Source organism: Pseudomonas sp. KBS0710 (assembly GCF_005938045.2).
Taxonomy (GTDB): domain Bacteria; phylum Pseudomonadota; class Gammaproteobacteria; order Pseudomonadales; family Pseudomonadaceae; genus Aquipseudomonas.
In genome coordinates this window covers 6,058,005-6,077,444 of sequence record NZ_VCCF02000001.1, presented here as the reverse complement: position 1 = coordinate 6,077,444, position 19,440 = coordinate 6,058,005, and the positions used below count along the sequence as shown (strand labels likewise).

Annotated in this window: 19 protein-coding genes; 7 read left to right on the top strand and 12 right to left on the bottom strand. The window is 60.2% G+C overall.

The window, feature by feature from the left end:
• Nucleotides 1–255: 255 nt before the first annotated feature.
• Together rep and FFI16_RS27650 are read left to right on the top strand one after the other, a co-directional pair.
• On the top strand, nt 256–2,265 hold the full coding sequence (gene rep / locus FFI16_RS27655) for a DNA helicase Rep (RefSeq protein ID WP_138813323.1): 2,010 nt from the start codon (nt 256–258) through the stop codon (nt 2,263–2,265).
• A 58-nt stretch (nt 2,266–2,323) separates the two neighbouring features.
• A complete protein-coding gene (locus FFI16_RS27650; protein ID WP_003195447.1) occupies nt 2,324–2,896 on the top strand; it encodes a xanthine phosphoribosyltransferase in 573 nt (190 codons plus the stop codon).
• A gap of 132 nt (nt 2,897–3,028) precedes the next feature.
• Here the strand turns inward: FFI16_RS27650 and FFI16_RS27645 are convergent, their stop codons facing one another.
• The 6 genes from FFI16_RS27645 to dadA form a co-directional block, all read right to left on the bottom strand.
• The gene (locus tag FFI16_RS27645; protein ID WP_138813322.1) at nt 3,029–4,951 is read right to left on the bottom strand and encodes an acetyl-CoA hydrolase/transferase C-terminal domain-containing protein; all 1,923 of its coding nucleotides are present in this window, start codon (nt 4,949–4,951) and stop codon (nt 3,029–3,031) included.
• 133 nt (nt 4,952–5,084) lie between these two features.
• A complete protein-coding gene (locus FFI16_RS27640) occupies nt 5,085–5,501 on the bottom strand; it encodes a cytochrome c5 family protein (protein ID WP_065931891.1) in 417 nt (138 codons plus the stop codon).
• A 181-nt stretch (nt 5,502–5,682) separates the two neighbouring features.
• Entirely contained in the window at nt 5,683–6,231 is a 549-nt protein-coding gene (locus FFI16_RS27635) for a cupin domain-containing protein (RefSeq protein WP_017135864.1), read from the bottom strand.
• A 116-nt stretch (nt 6,232–6,347) separates the two neighbouring features.
• Nucleotides 6,348–7,421, bottom strand: coding sequence for an alanine racemase (gene alr / locus FFI16_RS27630; protein WP_138813321.1), 1,074 nt, complete (start codon nt 7,419–7,421; stop codon nt 6,348–6,350).
• 79 nt (nt 7,422–7,500) lie between these two features.
• On the bottom strand, nt 7,501–7,854 hold the full coding sequence (locus FFI16_RS27625) for a RidA family protein (RefSeq protein ID WP_138813320.1): 354 nt from the start codon (nt 7,852–7,854) through the stop codon (nt 7,501–7,503).
• The gene (dadA, locus tag FFI16_RS27620) at nt 7,826–9,130 is read right to left on the bottom strand and encodes a D-amino acid dehydrogenase (RefSeq protein ID WP_138813319.1); all 1,305 of its coding nucleotides are present in this window, start codon (nt 9,128–9,130) and stop codon (nt 7,826–7,828) included. Before dadA ends, FFI16_RS27625 begins: the two co-directional genes overlap by 29 nt.
• Nucleotides 9,131–9,286: 156 nt before the next feature.
• On the opposite strand from dadA, the gene FFI16_RS27615 reads away from it, so the two are divergent.
• Nucleotides 9,287–9,775 (top strand): Lrp/AsnC ligand binding domain-containing protein, encoded by a 489-nt coding sequence (locus FFI16_RS27615; protein WP_003176896.1) that lies wholly within the window; start codon nt 9,287–9,289, stop codon nt 9,773–9,775.
• A 127-nt stretch (nt 9,776–9,902) separates the two neighbouring features.
• Here FFI16_RS27615 and FFI16_RS27610 read toward each other — a convergent pair whose 3' ends face one another.
• A complete protein-coding gene (locus FFI16_RS27610) occupies nt 9,903–10,256 on the bottom strand; it encodes a YkgJ family cysteine cluster protein (protein ID WP_016975913.1) in 354 nt (117 codons plus the stop codon).
• A 115-nt stretch (nt 10,257–10,371) separates the two neighbouring features.
• Here FFI16_RS27610 and FFI16_RS27605 point away from each other — a divergent pair, with 115 nt between their 5' ends.
• Nucleotides 10,372–11,664 (top strand): FAD-binding oxidoreductase, encoded by a 1,293-nt coding sequence (locus FFI16_RS27605; RefSeq protein WP_138813318.1) that lies wholly within the window; start codon nt 10,372–10,374, stop codon nt 11,662–11,664.
• Here the strand turns inward: FFI16_RS27605 and FFI16_RS27600 are convergent, their stop codons facing one another.
• Nucleotides 11,665–11,889, bottom strand: coding sequence for a DUF1127 domain-containing protein (locus FFI16_RS27600; RefSeq protein WP_138815327.1), 225 nt, complete (start codon nt 11,887–11,889; stop codon nt 11,665–11,667). It abuts the gene before it with no gap.
• A gap of 166 nt (nt 11,890–12,055) precedes the next feature.
• On the opposite strand from FFI16_RS27600, the gene FFI16_RS27595 reads away from it, so the two are divergent.
• Together FFI16_RS27595 and FFI16_RS27590 are read left to right on the top strand one after the other, a co-directional pair.
• Nucleotides 12,056–13,480: a PLP-dependent aminotransferase family protein gene (locus tag FFI16_RS27595; RefSeq protein WP_138813317.1), complete on the top strand. Its 1,425-nt coding sequence runs from the start codon at nt 12,056–12,058 to the stop codon at nt 13,478–13,480.
• Between the two features lie 61 nt (nt 13,481–13,541).
• On the top strand, nt 13,542–15,110 hold the full coding sequence (locus FFI16_RS27590) for a phospholipase D family protein (protein WP_138813316.1): 1,569 nt from the start codon (nt 13,542–13,544) through the stop codon (nt 15,108–15,110).
• 62 nt (nt 15,111–15,172) lie between these two features.
• Here FFI16_RS27590 and FFI16_RS27585 read toward each other — a convergent pair whose 3' ends face one another.
• Together FFI16_RS27585 and FFI16_RS27580 are read right to left on the bottom strand one after the other, a co-directional pair.
• Nucleotides 15,173–16,315, bottom strand: coding sequence for an MFS transporter (locus FFI16_RS27585; protein WP_138813315.1), 1,143 nt, complete (start codon nt 16,313–16,315; stop codon nt 15,173–15,175).
• Between the two features lie 157 nt (nt 16,316–16,472).
• The gene (locus FFI16_RS27580) at nt 16,473–17,966 is read right to left on the bottom strand and encodes an aldehyde dehydrogenase (RefSeq protein WP_138813314.1); all 1,494 of its coding nucleotides are present in this window, start codon (nt 17,964–17,966) and stop codon (nt 16,473–16,475) included.
• 230 nt (nt 17,967–18,196) lie between these two features.
• Between FFI16_RS27580 and FFI16_RS27575 the strand changes: the two genes are divergently transcribed.
• Complete coding sequence (locus tag FFI16_RS27575; RefSeq protein ID WP_138813313.1) at nt 18,197–18,559, top strand: cupin domain-containing protein; 363 nt, start codon at nt 18,197–18,199, stop codon at nt 18,557–18,559.
• 71 nt (nt 18,560–18,630) lie between these two features.
• On the opposite strand, the gene rpmG is transcribed toward FFI16_RS27575, so the two are convergent.
• Nucleotides 18,631–18,786 carry a 50S ribosomal protein L33 gene (rpmG, locus tag FFI16_RS27570; RefSeq protein ID WP_003176906.1) on the bottom strand — a complete coding sequence of 52 codons (156 nt, stop codon included), beginning with the start codon at nt 18,784–18,786 and terminating at the stop codon, nt 18,631–18,633.
• A gap of 11 nt (nt 18,787–18,797) precedes the next feature.
• Nucleotides 18,798–19,031, bottom strand: coding sequence for a 50S ribosomal protein L28 (gene rpmB, locus FFI16_RS27565; protein ID WP_003176907.1), 234 nt, complete (start codon nt 19,029–19,031; stop codon nt 18,798–18,800).
• Nucleotides 19,032–19,440: the final 409 nt, after the last annotated feature.

Here is a 19,440-nt window from a genome sequence, read left to right as displayed (position 1 = left end):
GCTAGCTCCCTAGACTCTGCAAAATTTTTTGGCGGCGGGCATTATGACGCGCGGCCTGATAATCACCAATGATAAGGGTTATCAAATACGCTAACGGTGTACATTTACTTCAATTACCCGTCACATCCTGCGGCAAAGTATCAAAACCGGCAAATTTAGATCGAGTGGTACGTCACACCGTCGTTCTAAAGCAGCAGAATCTTGCCAGCCTGTTAAAATGCCCGCCCTTTTGAACAACGATTCCCTGATTTCTGTATGTCCCGACTCAATCCCCGGCAGCAAGAAGCCGTGAACTACGTCGGCGGCCCTCTATTGGTGCTCGCCGGTGCCGGTTCCGGCAAGACCAGCGTGATCACCCGCAAGATCGCGCACCTGATCCAGAGCTGCGGCATCCGTGCCCAGTACATCGTCGCCATGACCTTTACCAACAAGGCGGCGCGCGAGATGAAAGAGCGTGTCGGCACCCTGCTCAAGGGTGGCGAAGGCCGTGGCCTCACCGTGTGCACCTTTCACAACCTGGGGCTGAACATTATCCGCAAGGAGCATGCGCGGTTGGGCTACAAGCCGGGCTTCTCGATCTTTGACGAGACCAACGTCAAAGCCCTGATGACCGACATCATGCAAAAGGAATACGCAGGCGACGACGGCGTGGATGAGATCAAGAACATGATCGGCGCCTGGAAAAACGACCTGATCCTGCCCGCCGAAGCCCTGGAAGCCGCGCGCAACCCCAAGGAACAGACTGCCGCCATCGTCTACACCCACTACCAGCGCACGCTCAAGGCGTTCAACGCGGTGGACTTCGACGACCTGATACTGCAGCCGGTCAAGCTGTTCCAGGAACACGCCGACATCCTCGAAAAGTGGCAGAACAAGGTGCGCTACCTGCTGGTGGACGAATATCAGGACACCAACGCCAGCCAATACCTGCTGGTGAAGTTGCTGATCGGCACGCGCAACCAGTTCACCGTGGTGGGCGACGATGACCAGTCGATCTACGCCTGGCGTGGCGCGCGCCCGGAAAACCTGATGCTGCTCAAGGTCGACTACCCGTCCTTGAAAGTGGTGATGCTGGAGCAGAACTACCGCTCCACCAGCCGCATCCTGCGCTGCGCCAACGTGCTGATCTCCAACAACCCCCACGAGTTTGAAAAACAACTGTGGAGTGAGATGGGTCACGGCGACGAGATCCGCGTGATCCGTTGCCGCAACGAAGACGCCGAAGCCGAGCGCGTGGCCGTGGAAATCCTCAGCCTGCACCTGCGCACCGACCGGCCCTACAGCGATTTCGCGATCCTGTATCGCGGCAACTACCAGGCCAAACTGATCGAGCTGAAGTTGCAGCACCACCAGGTGCCGTATCGCCTGTCAGGCGGCAACAGCTTTTTCGGACGCCAGGAAGTGAAAGACCTGATGGCCTACTTCCGACTGATCGTGAACCCGGATGACGACAACGCCTTCCTGCGCGTGATCAACGTGCCGCGTCGGGAAATCGGCTCCACAACCCTGGAAAAACTCGGCAACTACGCCACCGAACGCAAGATCTCGATGTACGCCGCCACCGACGAAATCGGCCTGGGCGAGCACCTGGACACGCGCTTCACCGATCGCCTGTCGCGCTTCAAGCGCTTCATGGATAAGGTGCGCGAGCAGTGCGCCGGCGAAGACCCGATCAGCGCCCTGCGCAGCATGGTCATGGACATCGACTATGAAAACTGGCTGCGCACCAACAGTTCCAGCGACAAGGCTGCGGATTACCGCATGGGCAACGTCTGGTTCCTGATCGAAGCGTTGAAAAACACGCTGGAGAAGGACGAAGAAGGCGAGATGACCGTCGAAGACGCCATCGGCAAGCTGGTGCTGCGCGACATGCTTGAGCGCCAGCAGGAAGAAGAAGACGGCGCTGAAGGTGTGCAGATGATGACCTTGCACGCGTCCAAAGGCCTGGAATTCCCTTACGTGTTCATCATGGGTATGGAAGAGGAAATCCTCCCGCACCGCTCCAGCATTGAAGCTGACACCATCGAAGAAGAACGGCGCCTGGCCTACGTGGGCATTACCCGCGCACGTCAGACACTGGCCTTCACCTTCGCCGCCAAGCGTAAGCAATACGGCGAGATCATCGATTGTGCCCCCAGCCGGTTCCTGGATGAACTGCCGCCGGACGATCTGGCCTGGGAAGGCAATGACGACACCCCGACCGAAGTGAAGGCCGTTCGCGGCAACACCGCCTTGGCGGACATACGCGCGATGTTAAAGCGCTAGAATCGACTACTTTTTAATCTACTTTCGGCGCACACCGCGCCATTAGAGGAAGCTTTCCGTGGAAGCACTGCACAAGAAAATTCGCGAAGAAGGCATCGTGCTTTCCGATCAGGTCCTCAAGGTTGACGCCTTCCTGAACCACCAGATCGACCCGGCGCTGATGAAACTGATCGGCGACGAATTCGCCGCGCTGTTCAAGGATTCGGGCATCACCAAGATCGTCACCATCGAAGCCTCAGGCATCGCCCCGGCGATCATGACCGGCCTGAACCTTGGCGTGCCGGTGATTTTCGCCCGCAAGCAACAGTCCCTGACGCTGACCGAAAACCTGCTGTCGGCGACGGTGTATTCCTTCACCAAGAAAACCGAAAGCACCGTGGCCATCTCCCCGCGCCACCTGACCAGCAGCGACCGTGTGCTGGTGATCGATGACTTTTTGGCCAACGGCAAGGCGTCCCAGGCGCTGATTTCGATCATCAAGCAAGCCGGCGCGACCGTGGCCGGGTTGGGGATTGTGATCGAGAAGTCGTTCCAGGGTGGCCGTGCGGAGCTGGATGCGCAGGGTTATCGGGTTGAGTCGCTGGCGCGGGTGAAGTCGTTGGCGGGTGGCGTGGTCACCTTCATCGAGTAATCACTGCCTGAACTCGATTAAAAATGTGGGAGCTGGCTTGCCTGCGATGAGGGCCTGACAGTCGACAACTCTGTCGCCTGAGACTCCGCTATCGCAGGCAAGCCAGCTCCCACATTTGATTTTTGGTGCCTGTCAGTGCGCGGTGGCTTGGAGGCCGGCGAGCAGCAAGCGTTGGTATAAATCCTCTTTCAACCCCTCCGGCTGATCCAGCCGCATGCGCTTCAAATGCTCGGGAAACGCCTCCGGCTCCGGTGCATCCAGCGCCGCCCGGCCCAACTCCAGAATCTCCGTCAGCTTGAATTTGCTCTTGAGCCAATTCAGTGCGCGCAGCAGATCCCGTTCCTCATCGGTAAAATCCGTGCCTAACGGATACTCGGGGAACAAGCGGCGATGCCGCGCCTGAATGTCCTTGAGCCGCTCCGGCGTATTGTCGGTAAAACGTGGGTCCAGTTCGAAGTTTTTGGGCAGCTTGCCCGCCTTTTGCGCCTGTTCGATCAGGTCGTTCTGGAAGCGCGAGTCGGTGATCTTGAGCAATGCCTCGATCACCTTGGCATCCGTCTGACCGCGCAAGTCGGCGATTCCGTATTCAGTGATGACGATATCCCGCAGGTGCCGTGGGATAGTGCAATGCCCGTACTCCCAGACAATATTGGAACTGACCTCACCCGCAGACTCGCGCCAACTGCGCAGAATCAGGATCGAACGCGCGCCTTCCAGTGCATGGCCTTGCGCAACGAAGTTGTACTGCCCGCCCACGCCGCTGAGTACGCGACCGTCTTCGAGCTGATCGGCCACGCCTGCACCGAGCAGCGTCACCATGATCGCGCTGTTGATAAAGCGCGCATCCAGGCGTTGCAGACGCTTGAGTGCTTCCTGCCCGTACAGCTCGTTGATGTAGCTGATGCCGGTCATGTTGAATTCAAGGCGCTTGGCGTGAGTCATTTCCTGCAAGCGCTGGTAAAAGCTGCGCGGCCCGAGGAAGAAGCCGCCATGAATCGACACTCCGTCAGGCTGCGCGGCGTCATCCAGGGTGCCGGCGTTGGCCTGCTGCTGGGTCGCCACATCCGGGTAGACCTTGCGCCGAATAATCCCGGCATCGGCCAGCACCAGCAGGCCGTTGACGAACATTTCGCTGCAGCCATACAGGCCACGCGCAAAGGGCGCGACCCCGCCCTCGTGGCTGATCAAGGGCGCCCATTGGTACACATCCAGATCCGTCAGCAACAACCGATAGGCTTCGTTATCGGCCTGGCGCGCCAGCAAGGCGGCGGTCAGCGCATCGCCCATCGAGCCAATGCCAATCTGCAACGTGCCGCCATCGCGCACCAAGGTGCTGGCATGCAAGCCGATAAAGTGGTCCTGGAAACCCACTGGCATATTCGGCGTGGAGAACAGCGTGGTGCTGTCCTTCTCGTCGATCAGGTAGTCGAAGGCGTCCATGCCCAGTTCGGCATCGCCGGGCATATAGGGCAAATCGCTGTGGACCTGGCCGACAACGAGGATGGTTTCACCTGCTTCGCGGCGCTTGGCGATCATCGGCAGCAGATCGAGGGTGATATCGGGGTTGCAGCTCAGGCTCAGCCGGTCGGGGTGCTCGGCGCTGCTGGCGACCAATTGCGCCACCAGGTTCAAGCCGGCGGCGTTGATATCGCGGGCGGCGTGGCTGTAGTTGCTGCTGACGTAATCCTGCTGCGCCGAAGCGCTGTGCAACAGGCTGCCAGGCTGCATAAAGAATTGCTGCACGCGGATGTTCTTGGGCAGGCTGTCCTTGTGCAAATCCGCCAGGAAATCCAACTCGGGATAGTCGCCGAATACCCGCTCGATAAAGGGTTCGAGAAAGCGCTTCTGCAACCCGTCACCCATGGTCGGGCGGCCCAGGGCCAGTGCGGTGTAGATCGTCAGCTCGCGCTCCGGCAGCTTGGCGATACGCCGGTACAGCGCGTTGACGAACAAGTTGGGCTTGCCCAAACCGAGCGGCATGCCCATGTGGATATGCGCCGGCAAGCGCGCCAGTACGTCGTCAACTGCTTGCTCGATTGAACACAACTGCACCATCCGACCCTCCTGAACATTCCGTGATTAGGGGTTGGACCGAGCTTGCCGGGTCTTTGCTGCAATGAACAGCGTCGAAGTACAAATCGCGGGCACAAAAAAGCCGCTGGTCAGCGGCTTTTTGGCGAAGATCGGTTTATTTAAGACCCGACATCTTCTCGATTGCGCCTTTTAGCTCATCGTCCGAGCAGTCCGCGCACGTGCCTTTGGGCGGCATGGCATTCAGGCCGGTGATGGCCTTGGCCAGCAAACCGTCGAGGCCGCCCTGATGGTCGGCGCGGTCTTTCCAGGCCGCGGTGTCACCGATCTTCGGTGCGCCCAGCAAACCCGTGCCGTGGCACGCATTGCAGTGCTTGGCAATCACGTCATCCGGCGTCTTCGCGCCACCGCCGCCGCCCGCAGCCACGGCAACTTCCATCCCTTTGCATTCCTGGCCCTGGACACACACCTGGCCGACAGGCTCCAGGCGCTTGGCAATTTCATCATTGGTCGCAGCTTGAGCGCTGACAGCCCATAGGGCCAGTACGGTTGCTGGTGCAGCCAGCATTTTCATAATTAGGTTCACGCGTTCACCCTCAATGGTGGCTATTCACGCCTGCGGCCACGGTTTCGCAGGCGGCGAAAGTATAACGGTTAGCCCGTCAGGCCGAAACAACCCTATTAAATAAAGGGGGATTCGGCCACACGGTTACAGCGACGGGTGTGTCTGCAACGCTGGCAGCACGCCTCTTCTGTCAAAAGTTCGCGGGTGTGGCTGCGCTGATTAGTCGCGCCGGCACGTCGAACGGGTTGCGAAAACGATGCGGCTTGGTGCTTTCAAAGTAGTAGCTATCGCCAGCTTCGAGCACAAAAGTTTCAAGGCCGACCACCAACTCCAAACGACCCTCCACCAGAATCCCGGTTTCTTCGCCTTCGTGGGTGAGCATTTCTTCGCCCGTGTCGGCGCCCGGCGGGTAGATCTCGTTGAGAAACGCGATCGCCCGGCTCGGGTGCGCGCGCCCTACGAGTTTCATGGTGACGGCGCCGTCCGAGATGTCGATCAGCTCATTGGCTTTATAGACGATCTGCGTCGGTTTTTCCTGGAGGATCTCCTCGGAAAAGAACTCGACCATGGACATGGGGATGCCGCCCAGCACCTTGCGCAAGGAGCTGATCGAGGGGCTGACACTGTTTTTTTCGATCATCGAAATGGTGCTGTTGGTGACACCCGCGCGCTTGGCGAGCTCACGCTGGGAAAGACCTTTGAGTTTACGGATGGATTGCAGTCGTTCGCCGACGTCCAATGCAGGAGCCTCCTAGGATTCAGGCTTTGTTGTAATTGAGCGTTATCATGGCGACAGCGTTCAGTATTTACAACACTTGGACCTAAATCCCGGCAGGCTCTGCTCGTAGTCGCTGCTTAAGCCCCGCAATAGAGCCTTGGCACGCGGCGCAGGTTGCAGAAAATCTGGTAGGGGATAGTCTCGGCAGCCGCCGCGACGTCACTGGCAAGGATATTTTTACCCCACAGCTCCACGGTGGAGCCGAGCCCGGCCTGGGGCACGTCAGTAAGGTCGACACAGAGCATGTCCATGGAGACGCGGCCCAGCAACTGGCTGCGCTGGCCTGCCACCAGCACCGGCGTGCCGGTTGGCGCGTGACGCGGGTAGCCGTCGGCGTAGCCCATGGCAACCACGCCGATGCGCATCGGTTTTGGTGTGATGAACTTGGCGCCGTAACCGATTGGCTCACCGGCCGGCAGTTCACGCACGCAGATGACTTTCGATTCCAGGGTCATCACCGGCTGCAAACGTGCGGCAATGGCCTGGTCCTCGCCAAACGGCGTGGCGCCATAAAGCATGATGCCCGGGCGCACCCAGTCGCTGGACATATTCGGCCAACCCATCACCGACGGCGAATTACGCAGGCTGACCTCGGCCGACAAGCCTTGGCGCGCCGCTTCAAACACTGCCACTTGCTCGTCACTGCGCACGCAATCGAGCTCATCGGCGCGGGCGAAGTGGCTCATCAGTACGATCTTGGCCACTTTGCCGCTGGCCAGCAGGCGCTGGTACGCCTCGTGGTAATCCTTGGGATGCAGGCCCACGCGGTGCATGCCCGAGTCGAGCTTGAGCCAAATGGTCAGCGGTTTGCTCAGCCGGGCTTGCTCGATGGCTTCCAACTGCCACAACGAATGCACCACGCACCAAAAATCATGTTCGATGATCAGCGGCAGTTCGTCAGCTTCAAAAAAACCTTCCAGCAGCAATACCGGCGCACGAATCCCGGCAGCCCGCAGCTCCAATGCCTCCTCGATGCACGCCACCGCAAACCCATCCGCCTCGGCTTCCAGCGCCTGGGCCACACGTACGGCACCATGGCCATAGGCATCCGCCTTGACCACGGCGAGGGCTTTGGCCCCCGTGACTTCACGGGCAAGCTGGTAGTTATGGCGCAGGGCTTGGAGGTCGATCAGGGCACGGGCAGGACGCATGGCGGCAGGCTTCTAGGCGGTAAAGTGAAGAAAAACCGGCGCCGACTATCAGCCACGGCACCGGGGGAAAAAGCTATGTTTAAGGCAGCGCAGCCACCACGGACAGCTCTACCAGAATTTCCGGTTCGCACAGCTTGGCCTCAACCGTGGCACGGGCCGGGGCAACGCCTTTGGGCAGCCACTTGTCCCACACCGCGTTCATGCCGGCGAAATCGGCGTCGATGTCTTTGAGGTAGATCGTCACCGACAGCAACTTGGATTTTTCGGTGCCGGCCAGGTCCAGCAAACGCTCGATATTGGCCAGGGTTTCGCGGGTCTGCTGTTCAATCCCGGCATTCATGTCGTCGCCGACCTGCCCTGCCAGATACACGGTACCGCTGTGAACAACGATCTGGCTCATGCGCTCATTGGTGAGCTGGCGCTGGATTGACATGTTTTGCGGACTCCTGATGGTTGCTGCCGTAACGGGAAATATCGAGACCTTCGGCGCTGATCTGCGGCGTTTTTTTCGCCATCAGGTCAGCCAGCAAACGGCCGGAGCCGCACGCCATGGTCCAGCCAAGGGTGCCGTGGCCGGTGTTCAGGAACAGGTTCTTGAACGGGGTGGCACCGACAATCGGCGTGCCGTCGGGCGTGGTCGGGCGCAGGCCGGTCCAGAAAGTGGCTTCGGACAAATCGCCGCCCTGAGGATAAAGGTCGTTGACGATCATCTCCAGGGTTTCACGTCGACGAGGGTTCAGCGACAGGTCAAAACCGGCTATTTCAGCCATGCCGCCGACGCGGATACGGTTGTCGAAACGGGTGATAGCGACCTTGTAGGTCTCATCCAGAATGGTCGAGGTCGGCGCCATCGCCGGGTTGGTGATCGGCACGGTCAGCGAGTAACCCTTGAGCGGGTACACCGGCGCCTTGATCCCCAGCGGCTTGAGCAGCTTGGGCGAATAGCTGCCCAGGGCCAGCACGTAGCGGTCGGCGGTTTCCAGCTTGCCATCGATCCACACGCCATTGACGCGATCACCGGCGTAGTCGAGGCGCTGGATGTCCTGTTCGAAACGGAACTCCACGCCCAATTGCTTGCACATGTCCACCAGACGCGTGGTGAACATCTGGCAGTCGCCGGTCTGGTCGTTGGGCAGGCGCAGGGCGCCGGCGAGGATATCGGTGACGCTGGCCAGGGCTGGCTCAACGCGGGCAATGCCGGCGCGGTCGAGCAGCTCGAACGGCACGCCGGACTCTTTCAATACGGCGATGTCTTTGGCCGCACCATCCAATTGCGCCTGGGTGCGGAACAACTGGGTAGTACCCAGGCTGCGGCCTTCGTAGGCGATGCGGGTTTCGGCGCGAAGTTCGTCAAGGCAGTCACGGCTGTATTCGGACAGGCGCACCATGCGCTCTTTGTTCACCGCATACCGGCTCTGCGTGCAGTTGCGCAGCATCTGCGCCATCCACAGGTACTGATCGATATCGGCGGTGGCCTTGATCGCCAGTGGCGCGTGGCGTTGCAGCAACCACTTGATGGCCTTGAGCGGCACGCCTGGCGCGGCCCATGGCGAGGCATAACCCGGCGATACCTGGCCTGCGTTGGCGAAACTGGTTTCCATGGCAGCGGCGGGCTGACGGTCGACCACAACTACTTCAAAGCCGGCCCGCGCCAAATAGTAGGCACTGGTCACCCCAATGACGCCGCTACCCAAGACCAGAACGCGCATTTTTATATCCTCATCACGGACTTAGCCGCTGACGTGTGTTATTCGAGCAATGATGGGCGCAGTGTAAAAAACAATGACCAGTGCATTTCACTATATAAATGCCTATATTTGGCGACAATTCTCGGCAAAAACCCTTTTCACAGAGGCGTATCCCCTATGCGTACCAACACCCAGACCAAGCGGGAGCTGGACAAGATCGACCGCAATATCCTGCGCATCCTGCAAACCGATGGGCGCATTTCGTTCACGGAGCTGGGGGAAAAGGTCGGGCTGTCGACCACGCCGTGCACCGAGCGGGTACGCCGCCTGGAGCGTGAAGGGATCATCATGGGCTACAACGCGCGGCTCAACCCGCAGCATTTGAAGGGGAGTTTGCTGGTATTTGTCGAGATCAGCCTCGATTACAAGTCGGGCGACACCTTTGAGGAATTCCGCCGCGCTGTGTTGAAGTTGCCCCATGTGCTGGAGTGTCACCTGGTTTCAGGCGACTTCGACTACCTGGTAAAAGCGCGGATTTCCGAGATGGCCTCGTACCGCAAATTGCTCGGCGATATCTTGCTCAAGCTGCCGCATGTGCGCGAGTCCAAGAGCTATATCGTGATGGAAGAGGTGAAAGAGAGCCTGAACCTGCCGATCCCGGATTAACTGACACGATGTGGTCAATGTGGGAGCTGGCTTGCCTGCGATAGCGGTGTGCCAGGAAACATCATTCTGACTGAACCACCGCTATCGCAGGCAAGCCAGCTCCCACGTTTTTGATCCGGTACATCCGTCAGACCAGTACCTGCCGGGTGCTCGCCATGTATTCGTGAATTTGCTTCTCAACCCTAGGGTGAATCAACTCCACCGGCCGCCGCCCATTCGGGCACGGCAACGTCTTGGTCGTGCCAAACAATCGGCAGATCAGCGGCCGCTCGTCATACACCGTGCAGCCATTCGGCCCCAGGTGCACGCAGTTCAGCTCGTCCATGGCCGCATCCTGCTCGGCGGCAGTCTTGCGTGGCAGGCGCGACATTTCCTCGGGCGAGGTGGTCACCGGCCCACAACAGTCGTGGCAGCCGGGGACGCACTCGAACGAAGGGATCTGCCTGCGCAGCGCGCTGATTTTCTGGCTGTTGCAACTCATCGAAACACTTACCCAACGGCGAATAGGCATGGATTCTGACGCAAAACGCCGTGCGCAGACAGCTTCGTCCGACCGCTGTATCCTGCGTCAAATTTTCCAAACAGGGATGTTCCCCATGACCGCCAGCGCCCGGCACACCGCTTCCTACTACGCCGCCAGCAGCGTTTCACAGCCCGACTACCCGGCGTTGATGGGCGAAGTGCGTGCCGATGTGTGCGTTATTGGTGGCGGCTATTCCGGCATAAACACAGCGCTTGAGCTGGCCGAACGCGGCTTTAGCGTGGTGCTGCTGGAAGCGCGCAAGCTCGGCTGGGGCGCCAGCGGCCGCAACGGCGGGCAGTTGATTCGCGGCGTCGGCCACGGCCTGGACCAGTTCAGCAACGTGATAGGCAGCGACGGCGTGCGCCAGATGAAGCTGATGGGCCTGGAAGCCGTCGAGATCGTGCGCGAGCGCATCGAGCGCTATCAGATCCCCTGCGACCTGACCTGGGGTTACTGCGACCTCGCCAACAAACCCCGCGACCTGATCGGCCTGGCCGAAGACGCCGAAGAACTGCGCAACCTCGGTTATCGCCATGAAGTGCGCCTGCTGCAAGCCAACGAGATGAGCAGCGTGATCGGCTCCGAGCGCTATGTGGGCGGCATGATCGACATGGGCTCAGGCCACTTGCACCCATTGAACCTGGCCCTCGGCGAAGCCGCCGCCGCGCAGCAATTGGGCGTGAAGCTGTTCGAGCAGTCCGAAGTCACGCGCATCGACTACGGCCCAGAGGTCAACGTGCACACGGCCAATGGCAACGTGCGCGCCAACACCCTGGTGCTGGCCTGCAACGCTTATCTCAACGGCCTGAACCCGCATTTAAGCGGCAAGGTGCTGCCCGCCGGCAGCTACATCATCGCCACCGAACCCTTGAGTGAAACCCAGGCCGCCAGCCTGCTGCCGCAGAACATGGCGGTGTGCGATCAACGCGTGACCGTGGATTACTTCCGCCTGTCCGCCGACCGCCGCCTGCTGTTCGGCGGTGCCTGCCACTATTCCGGGCGCGATCCCCAGGACATCGGCGCCTATATGCGCCCCAAAATGCTCAAGGTGTTCCCACAGCTGGCCGAGGTAAAAATCGACTACCAATGGGGCGGCATGATTGGCATCGGCGCCAACCGCCTGCCGCAGATTGGCCGGCTGGCCGATCAACCCAATGTGTATTACGCCCAGGCGTACGCCGGCCACGGCCTCAACGCCACGCACCTGGCAGGCAAGCTGCTGGCCGAAGCGATCAGCGGCCAACAGCAAGGGCGCTTTGATTTGTTCGCCCAGGTGCCGCATATCACCTTCCCCGGCGGCCAACATCTGCGTTCGCCGCTGTTGGCGCTGGGGATGCTCTGGCACCGCTTCAAAGAGCTGCTGTGATCAGTCGCGCCAGAAGGGTTTTAAACCTTCCTGGCGCGCTTGTTCGGCAGTCAACCCGACGTCACGCAGTTGCTCCTGGGTCAGGTGCAGCAAGGCTTTGCGTGTGTGGCGGCGGTGCCAGAACAGACTCCAGCGGCTGATATCGCGCGGCGCCTTCGCCCGCGCCTGCCCTGCCTGCAATTCCTGACTGTGTAACATCAGCCGCACATCGCTCATGCCGTTCATCTTGTTGCCCCTCATTTGCCTGTTGCCATGAGTGACTAGGATGGGCGCGCGGGCAAAACCATTACAGATTCAACCCATCTTTATTAAATCCATACAGATACTGCCTATAAAGGGCTGAATCCTGTATTTTGCGTCTATCTGTACTGGTCCCTTCGGAGCGATCACCATGACCCTTTACGTCAACCTCGCCGAATTACTCGGCACGCGCATCGAGCAGGGCTTCTACCGCCCCGGCGATCGCTTGCCGTCCGTGCGGGCCTTGAGCGTGGAACACGGGGTGAGCCTGAGCACTGTGCAACAAGCCTATCGCTTGCTGGAAGACAACGGCCTGGCGATGCCCAAGCCCAAGTCGGGCTATTTTGTGCCGGTCGGACGCGAGCTACCTGCGCTGCCGGAAGTCGGCCGCCCCGCACAACGCCCGGTAGAAATCTCGCAGTGGGACCAGGTGCTGGAGCTGATTCGCGCCGTGCCGCGCAAAGACGTCATACAGATGGGCCGTGGTATGCCGGATGTATTGTCGCCGACCCTGAAGCCTCTGCTGCGCAGCCTGGCCCGCGTGAGCCGACGCCAGGATCTGCCGGGCCTGTACTACGACAATATTCTTGGCTGTATGGAGTTGCGTGAGCAGATCGCTCGACTGTCTCTGGATTCCGGTTGCCAGCTGACTGCCGAAGATATCGTCATCACCACCGGCTGCCATGAGGCGCTGTCCGCCAGCATCCACGCGATTTGCGAACCCGGGGATATCGTCGCGGTTGATTCGCCAAGCTTCCACGGTGCCATGCAGACCCTCAAAGGTTTAGGCATGAAGGCCCTGGAAATCCCCACAGACCCCATCACCGGCATCAGCCTTGAAGCGCTGGAACTAGCCCTGGAACAGTGGCCGATCAAGGTCATCCAGCTGACGCCCAACTGCAATAACCCACTGGGCTACATCATGCCCGAGGCACGCAAACGCGCATTGCTGACCCTGGCCCAGCGTTTTGACGTGGCGATTATTGAAGATGATGTGTATGGCGAATTGGCCTACAGTTACCCACGCCCGCGCACAATCAAATCTTTCGACGAAGATGGCCGTGTGCTGCTGTGCAGCTCGTTCTCGAAAACCCTGGCGCCGGGCCTGCGCATCGGCTGGGTCGCGCCGGGGCGTTATCTGGAACGGGTGCTGCACATGAAATACATCAGCACCGGTTCCACGGCGACGCAGCCGCAGATCGCCATCGCCGAATTCCTCAAAAACGGCCACTTCGAACCGCATTTGCGGCGGATGCGCACCCAATACCAGCGTAATCGCGACTTGATGCTCGATTGGGTCAGCCGTTATTTCCCTGCCGGCACCCGTGCCAGCCGGCCCCAAGGCAGCTTCATGCTATGGATCGAGCTGCCGGAAGGCTTTGATACCTTGAAACTCAACCGTGTGCTGGTGGAACAAGGCGTACAGGTGGCGGTGGGCAGCATCTTTTCCGCCTCCGGCAAATACCGTAATTGCCTGCGCATGAACTACGCCGCCAAGCCAACGCCGCAGATCGAAGAGGCAGTGCGCAAGGTCGGGGCCGCCGCGATGAAGATGCTCGCTGAGGTGGCCGACTGACCTTTCCCCGTAATCTGCCGTCATATCCCACAACCGCCCTGACCTGGAAGCAGTGCCCTTGATGATTCGACGGCTTTTACCGTTTTTGCTGCTGGGCACCCTGACGTTGAGTGGCTGCGCCACGGTCGATGCACCGCGCATTCCCAGCGACGCCCTGCCCGCGGCGCAATCCTCGTTTGGCCGCTCGATCCAGGCCCAGGCGGCGCCGTACCAGGGCCGCTCCGGCTTTCGCCTGCTGCCTAACAGCAGCGAAGCCTTCATGGCCCGTGCCGAGCTGATCCGCAACGCCCAGAGCAGCCTCGACCTGCAGTACTACATCGTGCACGACGGTATCAGCACGCGCATGCTCGTGGATGAACTGCTCAAGGCCGCCGACCGTGGCGTGCGCATCCGCATCCTGCTGGACGATACCACCAGCGACGGCCTCGATCAGGTTATCGCCACCCTCGCCGCCCACCCGCAGATCCAGATTCGACTGTTCAATCCGCTGCACCTGGGCCGCAGCACCGGCGTGACGCGCGCGATGGGCCGGCTGTTCGACCTGTCGCTGCAACACCGGCGCATGCACAACAAGCTGTGGCTGGCGGATAACAGCGTGGCGATCGTCGGCGGGCGCAACCTGGGCGACGAGTATTTCGATGCAGAGCCCAACCTCAACTTCACCGATATCGACATGCTCAGCGTCGGCCCGGTGGCCGAGCAGCTCGGGCACAGCTTTGATCAGTACTGGAACAGCGCACTGAGCAAGCCCATTGACGATTTCGTCTCAAGCACCCCGTCCAAGGGCGACCTGAACGCCGCACGCGCACGCCTGCAAGACTCGCTGGCCGAGTCGCGCCAGCAGAACCATGCCCTGTACAACCGCTTGCGCACCTACCAGACACAGCCGCGCATGGACATCTGGCGCCGCGAGCTGATCTGGGCCTGGAACCAGGCGTTGTGGGATGCGCCGAGCAAGGTGTTGGCCAAGGCCGATCCCGACCCACGCTTGCTGCTGACCACCCAACTGGCGCCGGAGCTGGAAGGCGTCAGCCATGAACTGATGATGATTTCGGCGTATTTCGTGCCGGGGCAACCCGGGCTGGTGTACCTGACCGGCCGCGCCGATGCGGGCGTGTCAGTGAGCCTGCTGACCAATTCCCTCGAAGCCACCGACGTACCCGCCGTACACGGCGGCTACGCGCCCTATCGCAAGGCGTTGCTGGAGCACGGCGTGAAACTCTACGAGCTGCGCCGCCAACCGGGCGATGCGGGCGGTGGCAGTGGCCCGCACCTGTTTCGCCGAGGCGCCTTCCACGGCTCGGACTCCAGCCTGCACAGCAAGGCAATGATCTTTGATCGGCAAAAGTCGTTTATCGGCTCGTTCAACTTCGACCCGCGCTCGGTGTTGTGGAACACCGAAGTCGGCGTACTGGTGGACAGCCCCGAGCTGGCGGAACACGTGCGCAACCTGGCACTGCAAGGCATGGCGCCAGCGTTGAGCTATGAGGCGAAACTGCAGAATGGACAGGTGGTGTGGGTGACCGAGGATAACGGCCAATTGCACACACTGACACGGGAGCCTGGCAGTTGGTGGCGCAGGTTTAATGCGTGGTTCGCCACCAGTGTTGGCCTGGAACGCATGCTGTAAGAACACAATGGATCATCTGTGGGAGCTGGCTTGCCTGCTCCCACAGTTGAATGCATTTCAAGTCAGGCAGGTTGTGCGGCACCGAATGCGCCTTGGCGCAGCAGCAACACCACCAGCCCCAGCGCCCCAGCTGCCATCAGCAATGGCAGCGCATGCCCGCTGATCCATTGGCTGCCCGCCCCCGCCACCAGCGGCCCGATCAGGCAACCGATGCCCCATAGCTGCGCTACGTGAGCATTGGCGCGCACCAGCGCATCGTCGCGATAACGCTCGCCGATCAGGATCAGCGACAAGGTGAACAACCCACCGGCACTCGCGCCAAAGATCACCCACACCGGCCAGATCAACTGCGTATGCAGCAGCAGCGGAATCGCCAGGCTCGAGGCCAGCAGCAACACCGCGCAACTCAAGAACAAGGTGCGTCGTGGCAGGTAGTCGGCCAAAGCGCCAATGGGCAATTGCAACAGCGCATCACCGACCACCACCGTGCTGACCATCGCTAAAGCAATCTCGGCGGTGAAACCTTGTTGCAGGCAATACACCGGCAACAGCGTCAGGATCATCGCCTCGAACGCGGCGAACAAGGCCACGGCCCAGGCAATCGCGGGCAATGTCAGGCAGAAGCGCCACAGATCGCTGAAGGTCACGCTGAAGGACTCGGCGGTTGGTGCGCCGGAACGCCCCAGCAACAGCAGCGGCGCGACCACCAGCAAGCCAACGCCCACCCAGAAGCCATAGTCATGATCAGTGCCCAGCACGCCCAGCAGCAGCGGGCCCGACAATTGGCTCAAGGCATAACTGCAACCGTACAGCGCCACCAGGCGGCCACGCCATTGCTCGACCACCAACTGGTTGATCCAGCTTTCGCCGAGGATAAACACGATGGTCAGGATCACGCCGATCATCAACCGTAGCACCAGCCACACCGGATAGCTGGGCAGTACTGCCAGCAAGCCGATGGAGATGGCACCGGCCCACAGGCACAGGCGCATCAGGTTGGCGGTGCCCAGCCACGAGGCCATCCGGCTGGAGACTTTGGCCCCCAACAGCACACCGAAGGCGGGCATTGCCGCCATGACGCCAATGGCGAAGCTGCCATAGCCCCAGCCTTCGAGGCGCAGGGACACCAGCGGCATGCTGACGCCCAACGCCAGGCCGACGCTGAGGACAGAGGCCAGCACGGCGAAATAAGTCGCCCAACGCATTTCCACGCTCCTGTGGATAATTATCAAGATCACACAAAACAGTGTGGGAGCGGGCTTGCTCGCGAAGGCGGTGTGTCAGTCAAAACAACTGCGACTGTCATACCGCATTCGCGAGCAAGCCCGCTCCCACATTTTTAACCGCGGTAATGTCTGAACGTTACAGCTTGATCCAGGTCGATTTCAGCTCGGTGTACTTGTCGAACGCATGCAGCGACTTGTCGCGACCGTTACCCGACTGTTTGAAACCACCAAACGGTGCGGTCATGTCGCCGCCGTCGTACTGGTTGACCCACACGCTACCAGCGCGCAAGGCCTTGGCAGTCAGGTGTGCCTTGGAGATATCGGCGGTCCATACGGCTGCGGCCAGGCCATAAACGGTGTCGTTGGCAATGGCGACCGCTTCTTCGGCGCTGTCGAAAGTGATCACCGACAGCACTGGGCCGAAGATTTCTTCCTGGGCGATCTTCATGGCGTTGGTCACACCGTCGAAAATCGTCGGTTCCACATAGGTGCCACCGGTTTCTTGCAGGGTGCGCTTGCCGCCTGCCACCAGCTTGGCGCCGTCGGCATGGCCGGCTTCGATGTACGACAGCACGGTGTTCATCTGCTGGGTGTCCACCAGGGCACCGACGTTAGTCGCAGGATCCAGCGGGTTGCCTGGCTTCCAGCCCTTGAGGGCCTCGATCACCAGCGGCAGGAATTTGTCCTTGATGGAGCGCTCGACCAGCAGGCGCGAGCCGGCGGTGCAGACTTCGCCCTGGTTGAAGGCGATGGCGCCAGCGGCGGATTCGGCGGCGGCTTGCAGGTCTGGCGCATCGGCAAACACGATGTTCGGGCTCTTGCCGCCGGCTTCCAGCCATACGCGCTTCATGTTCGACTCACCGGAGCGGATCAACAGTTGCTTGGCGATTTTTGTGGAACCGGTGAACACCAGGGTGTCGACGTCCATGTGCAGCGCCAGCGCGTTGCCCACGGTGTGGCCGTAGCCCGGCAGCACGTTCAACACGCCTTTTGGAATACCGGCTTCAACGGCCAGGGCCGCGATGCGGATGGCAGTCAGTGGAGATTTTTCGGACGGCTTGAGGATCACCGAGTTACCGGTGGACAGCGCAGGGCCGAGTTTCCAGCACGCCATCATCAGCGGGAAGTTCCACGGCACGATGGCGCCCACTACGCCGACCGGCTCGCGGGTCACCAAGCCCAACTGGTTGTGCGGGGTAGCGGCGACTTCGTCGTAGATCTTGTCGATGGCCTCGCCGCTCCAGCTCAGGGCGTTGGCGGCGCCAGGTACGTCAATTTCCAGGGAGTCGGTGATCGGCTTGCCCATGTCCAGGGTTTCGAGCAGCGCCAGCTCTTCGGCATTGGCGTTGAGCAGCGCGGCGAAACGGATCATGACGGCTTTGCGCTTGGCCGGCGCCAGGCGCGACCAGACACCGGAATTGAACGTAGCGCGGGCATTCTCGACAGCGCGCTGAGCGTCGGCGGCATCGCAGCTGGCAACGGTGGCCAGTAAGCGGCCATCGACCGGGCTGATGCATTCGAACGTGTCACCGGAAACAGCAGCGGTGTACTCACCATTGATGTAGGCGCGGCCTTCGATCTTCAGATCCTTGGCGCGTTGTTCCCAATCGGCACGGGTCAGGGTGGTCATGCGAGTGTCCTCCTCTTATTGAATACAAGGGCCAGGTGATGTCCCCCGGCAGCCTCAAAGAATTCTTGCCCGGCCAGCCTGCTGTTCGGCTCAAGGCAGCTGCCACCCTAAACCAGCGGCTGGGGGTGTTTCAATATATTTGACATAACAGCGGTAAACGCCCTTGCGATGTTCATTTTAATAAACATAGACTTTGGCCTCTCCAACCGCAGGCCAGACGGGACACGCACATGAGCATCCAGGATATCGTCGACTTCAGCCAAGCCAGCACCACCCCGGACCGCTACCGCCCGGCCGCCGAAAAAATCCTCAAGGGCGACCCCGAGCAAACCCTCTACAACCACTACAACAGCCCGTGCGGCCAGATGAGCGCTGGCGTATGGGAAGGCGAAGTCGGGCAGTGGAAGGTCAATTACAGCGAGCATGAGTATTGCGAGATTGTGCAGGGGGTTTCGGTGCTGCGTGATGCCGAGGGCAACGCCAAAACCTTGCGTGCCGGCGACCGCTTCGTGATACCTGCCGGGTTCAGCGGCACCTGGGAAGTGCTGGAGCCGTGCCGCAAGATCTACGTGGTGTTCGAGCAGAAAGCCTGATCAGCACATTTCAGGCAAAAAAAAGCCCGTCTCGTGAGAGACGGGCTTTTTTTCACAAGGAAGAAAATCAATTACTTGATTTTGCCTTCTTTGTAGATCACGTGCTTGCGAACGCGCGGGTCGAACATTTTCTTTTCGAGCTTGTCCGGGGTAGTACGCTTGTTCTTGTCGGTAGTGTAGAAGTGACCAGTACCGGCGCTAGAGATCATTCGAATCAATTCACGCATGATAGAGCTCCTTAGATCTTGCCGGCGGCGCGGATTTCGGCCAGCACGACAGTGATGCCACGCTTGTCGATGATACGCATGCCTTTGGCAGATACACGCAGGCGAACAAAACGTTTCTCTTCTTCAACCCAGAAGCGGTGATGCTGCAGGTTCGGCAGGAAACGACGACGGGTTTTGTTATTTGCGTGGGAAATGTTATTCCCAGTCACCGGACCCTTACCGGTAACTTGACAGACTCTCGACATGCCTCAGCCCTCTAAAACCACATGCCCAACCCGGCATGGGTTGGCCGCTTAATCTCTCAGTCATTTGGCGCCAGGCGCCGCGTTTCTTTAAGGGTCTTACCGGCTACACCTACAGTGAAGGAACCGGGCCCCTAGAAAAGAGCGCTGCTTTATACCAGAAAGACCCCAATGCAACAACAGCCCGTGTGTTTTTACCGGCGTAAATCTTGGCAATAGACGCCCGAACCGTTGCCAGGAGGGGCCGCTGTAACAGCCGACCACTCGTCGCACAGAATGATTTACCGCGCCCGTCGGCACACAAAAGTGCAAGGCCAAACGCGCTGAGGCGCCATCAAAACAGCATTTGCACCAAAAGCACAGGCAAAAATGGGCTAGTCATTTATCAAACAGACCACTACGGTAGGCTTTT

Bases quoted from the DNA above. Each gene is read 5' to 3' on its own strand.
- FFI16_RS27645 (WP_138813322.1), bottom strand. From the start codon at position 4,951: ATGGTGCAGTTGTGTTCAATCGAGCAAGCAGTTGACGACGTACTGGCG.
- rpmB (WP_003176907.1), bottom strand. From the start codon at position 19,031: ATGTCGAGAGTCTGTCAAGTTACCGGTAAGGGTCCGGTGACTGGGAAT.
- FFI16_RS27600 (WP_138815327.1), bottom strand. From the start codon at position 11,889: ATGAACGGCATGAGCGATGTGCGGCTGATGTTACACAGTCAGGAATTG.
- FFI16_RS27585 (WP_138813315.1), bottom strand. From the start codon at position 16,315: ATGCGTTGGGCGACTTATTTCGCCGTGCTGGCCTCTGTCCTCAGCGTC.
- FFI16_RS27595 (WP_138813317.1), top strand. From the start codon at position 12,056: ATGACCCTTTACGTCAACCTCGCCGAATTACTCGGCACGCGCATCGAG.
- rpmG (WP_003176906.1), bottom strand. From the start codon at position 18,786: ATGCGTGAATTGATTCGAATGATCTCTAGCGCCGGTACTGGTCACTTC.
- alr (WP_138813321.1), bottom strand. From the start codon at position 7,421: ATGCGTCCTGCCCGTGCCCTGATCGACCTCCAAGCCCTGCGCCATAAC.
- FFI16_RS27605 (WP_138813318.1), top strand. From the start codon at position 10,372: ATGACCGCCAGCGCCCGGCACACCGCTTCCTACTACGCCGCCAGCAGC.
- FFI16_RS27590 (WP_138813316.1), top strand. From the start codon at position 13,542: ATGATTCGACGGCTTTTACCGTTTTTGCTGCTGGGCACCCTGACGTTG.
- dadA (WP_138813319.1), bottom strand. From the start codon at position 9,130: ATGCGCGTTCTGGTCTTGGGTAGCGGCGTCATTGGGGTGACCAGTGCC.
- FFI16_RS27625 (WP_138813320.1), bottom strand. From the start codon at position 7,854: ATGTCAATCCAGCGCCAGCTCACCAATGAGCGCATGAGCCAGATCGTT.
- FFI16_RS27575 (WP_138813313.1), top strand. From the start codon at position 18,197: ATGAGCATCCAGGATATCGTCGACTTCAGCCAAGCCAGCACCACCCCG.
- FFI16_RS27610 (WP_016975913.1), bottom strand. From the start codon at position 10,256: ATGAGTTGCAACAGCCAGAAAATCAGCGCGCTGCGCAGGCAGATCCCT.
- rep (WP_138813323.1), top strand. From the start codon at position 256: ATGTCCCGACTCAATCCCCGGCAGCAAGAAGCCGTGAACTACGTCGGC.
- FFI16_RS27580 (WP_138813314.1), bottom strand. From the start codon at position 17,966: ATGACCACCCTGACCCGTGCCGATTGGGAACAACGCGCCAAGGATCTG.
- FFI16_RS27615 (WP_003176896.1), top strand. From the start codon at position 9,287: ATGCGTACCAACACCCAGACCAAGCGGGAGCTGGACAAGATCGACCGC.
- FFI16_RS27640 (WP_065931891.1), bottom strand. From the start codon at position 5,501: ATGAAAATGCTGGCTGCACCAGCAACCGTACTGGCCCTATGGGCTGTC.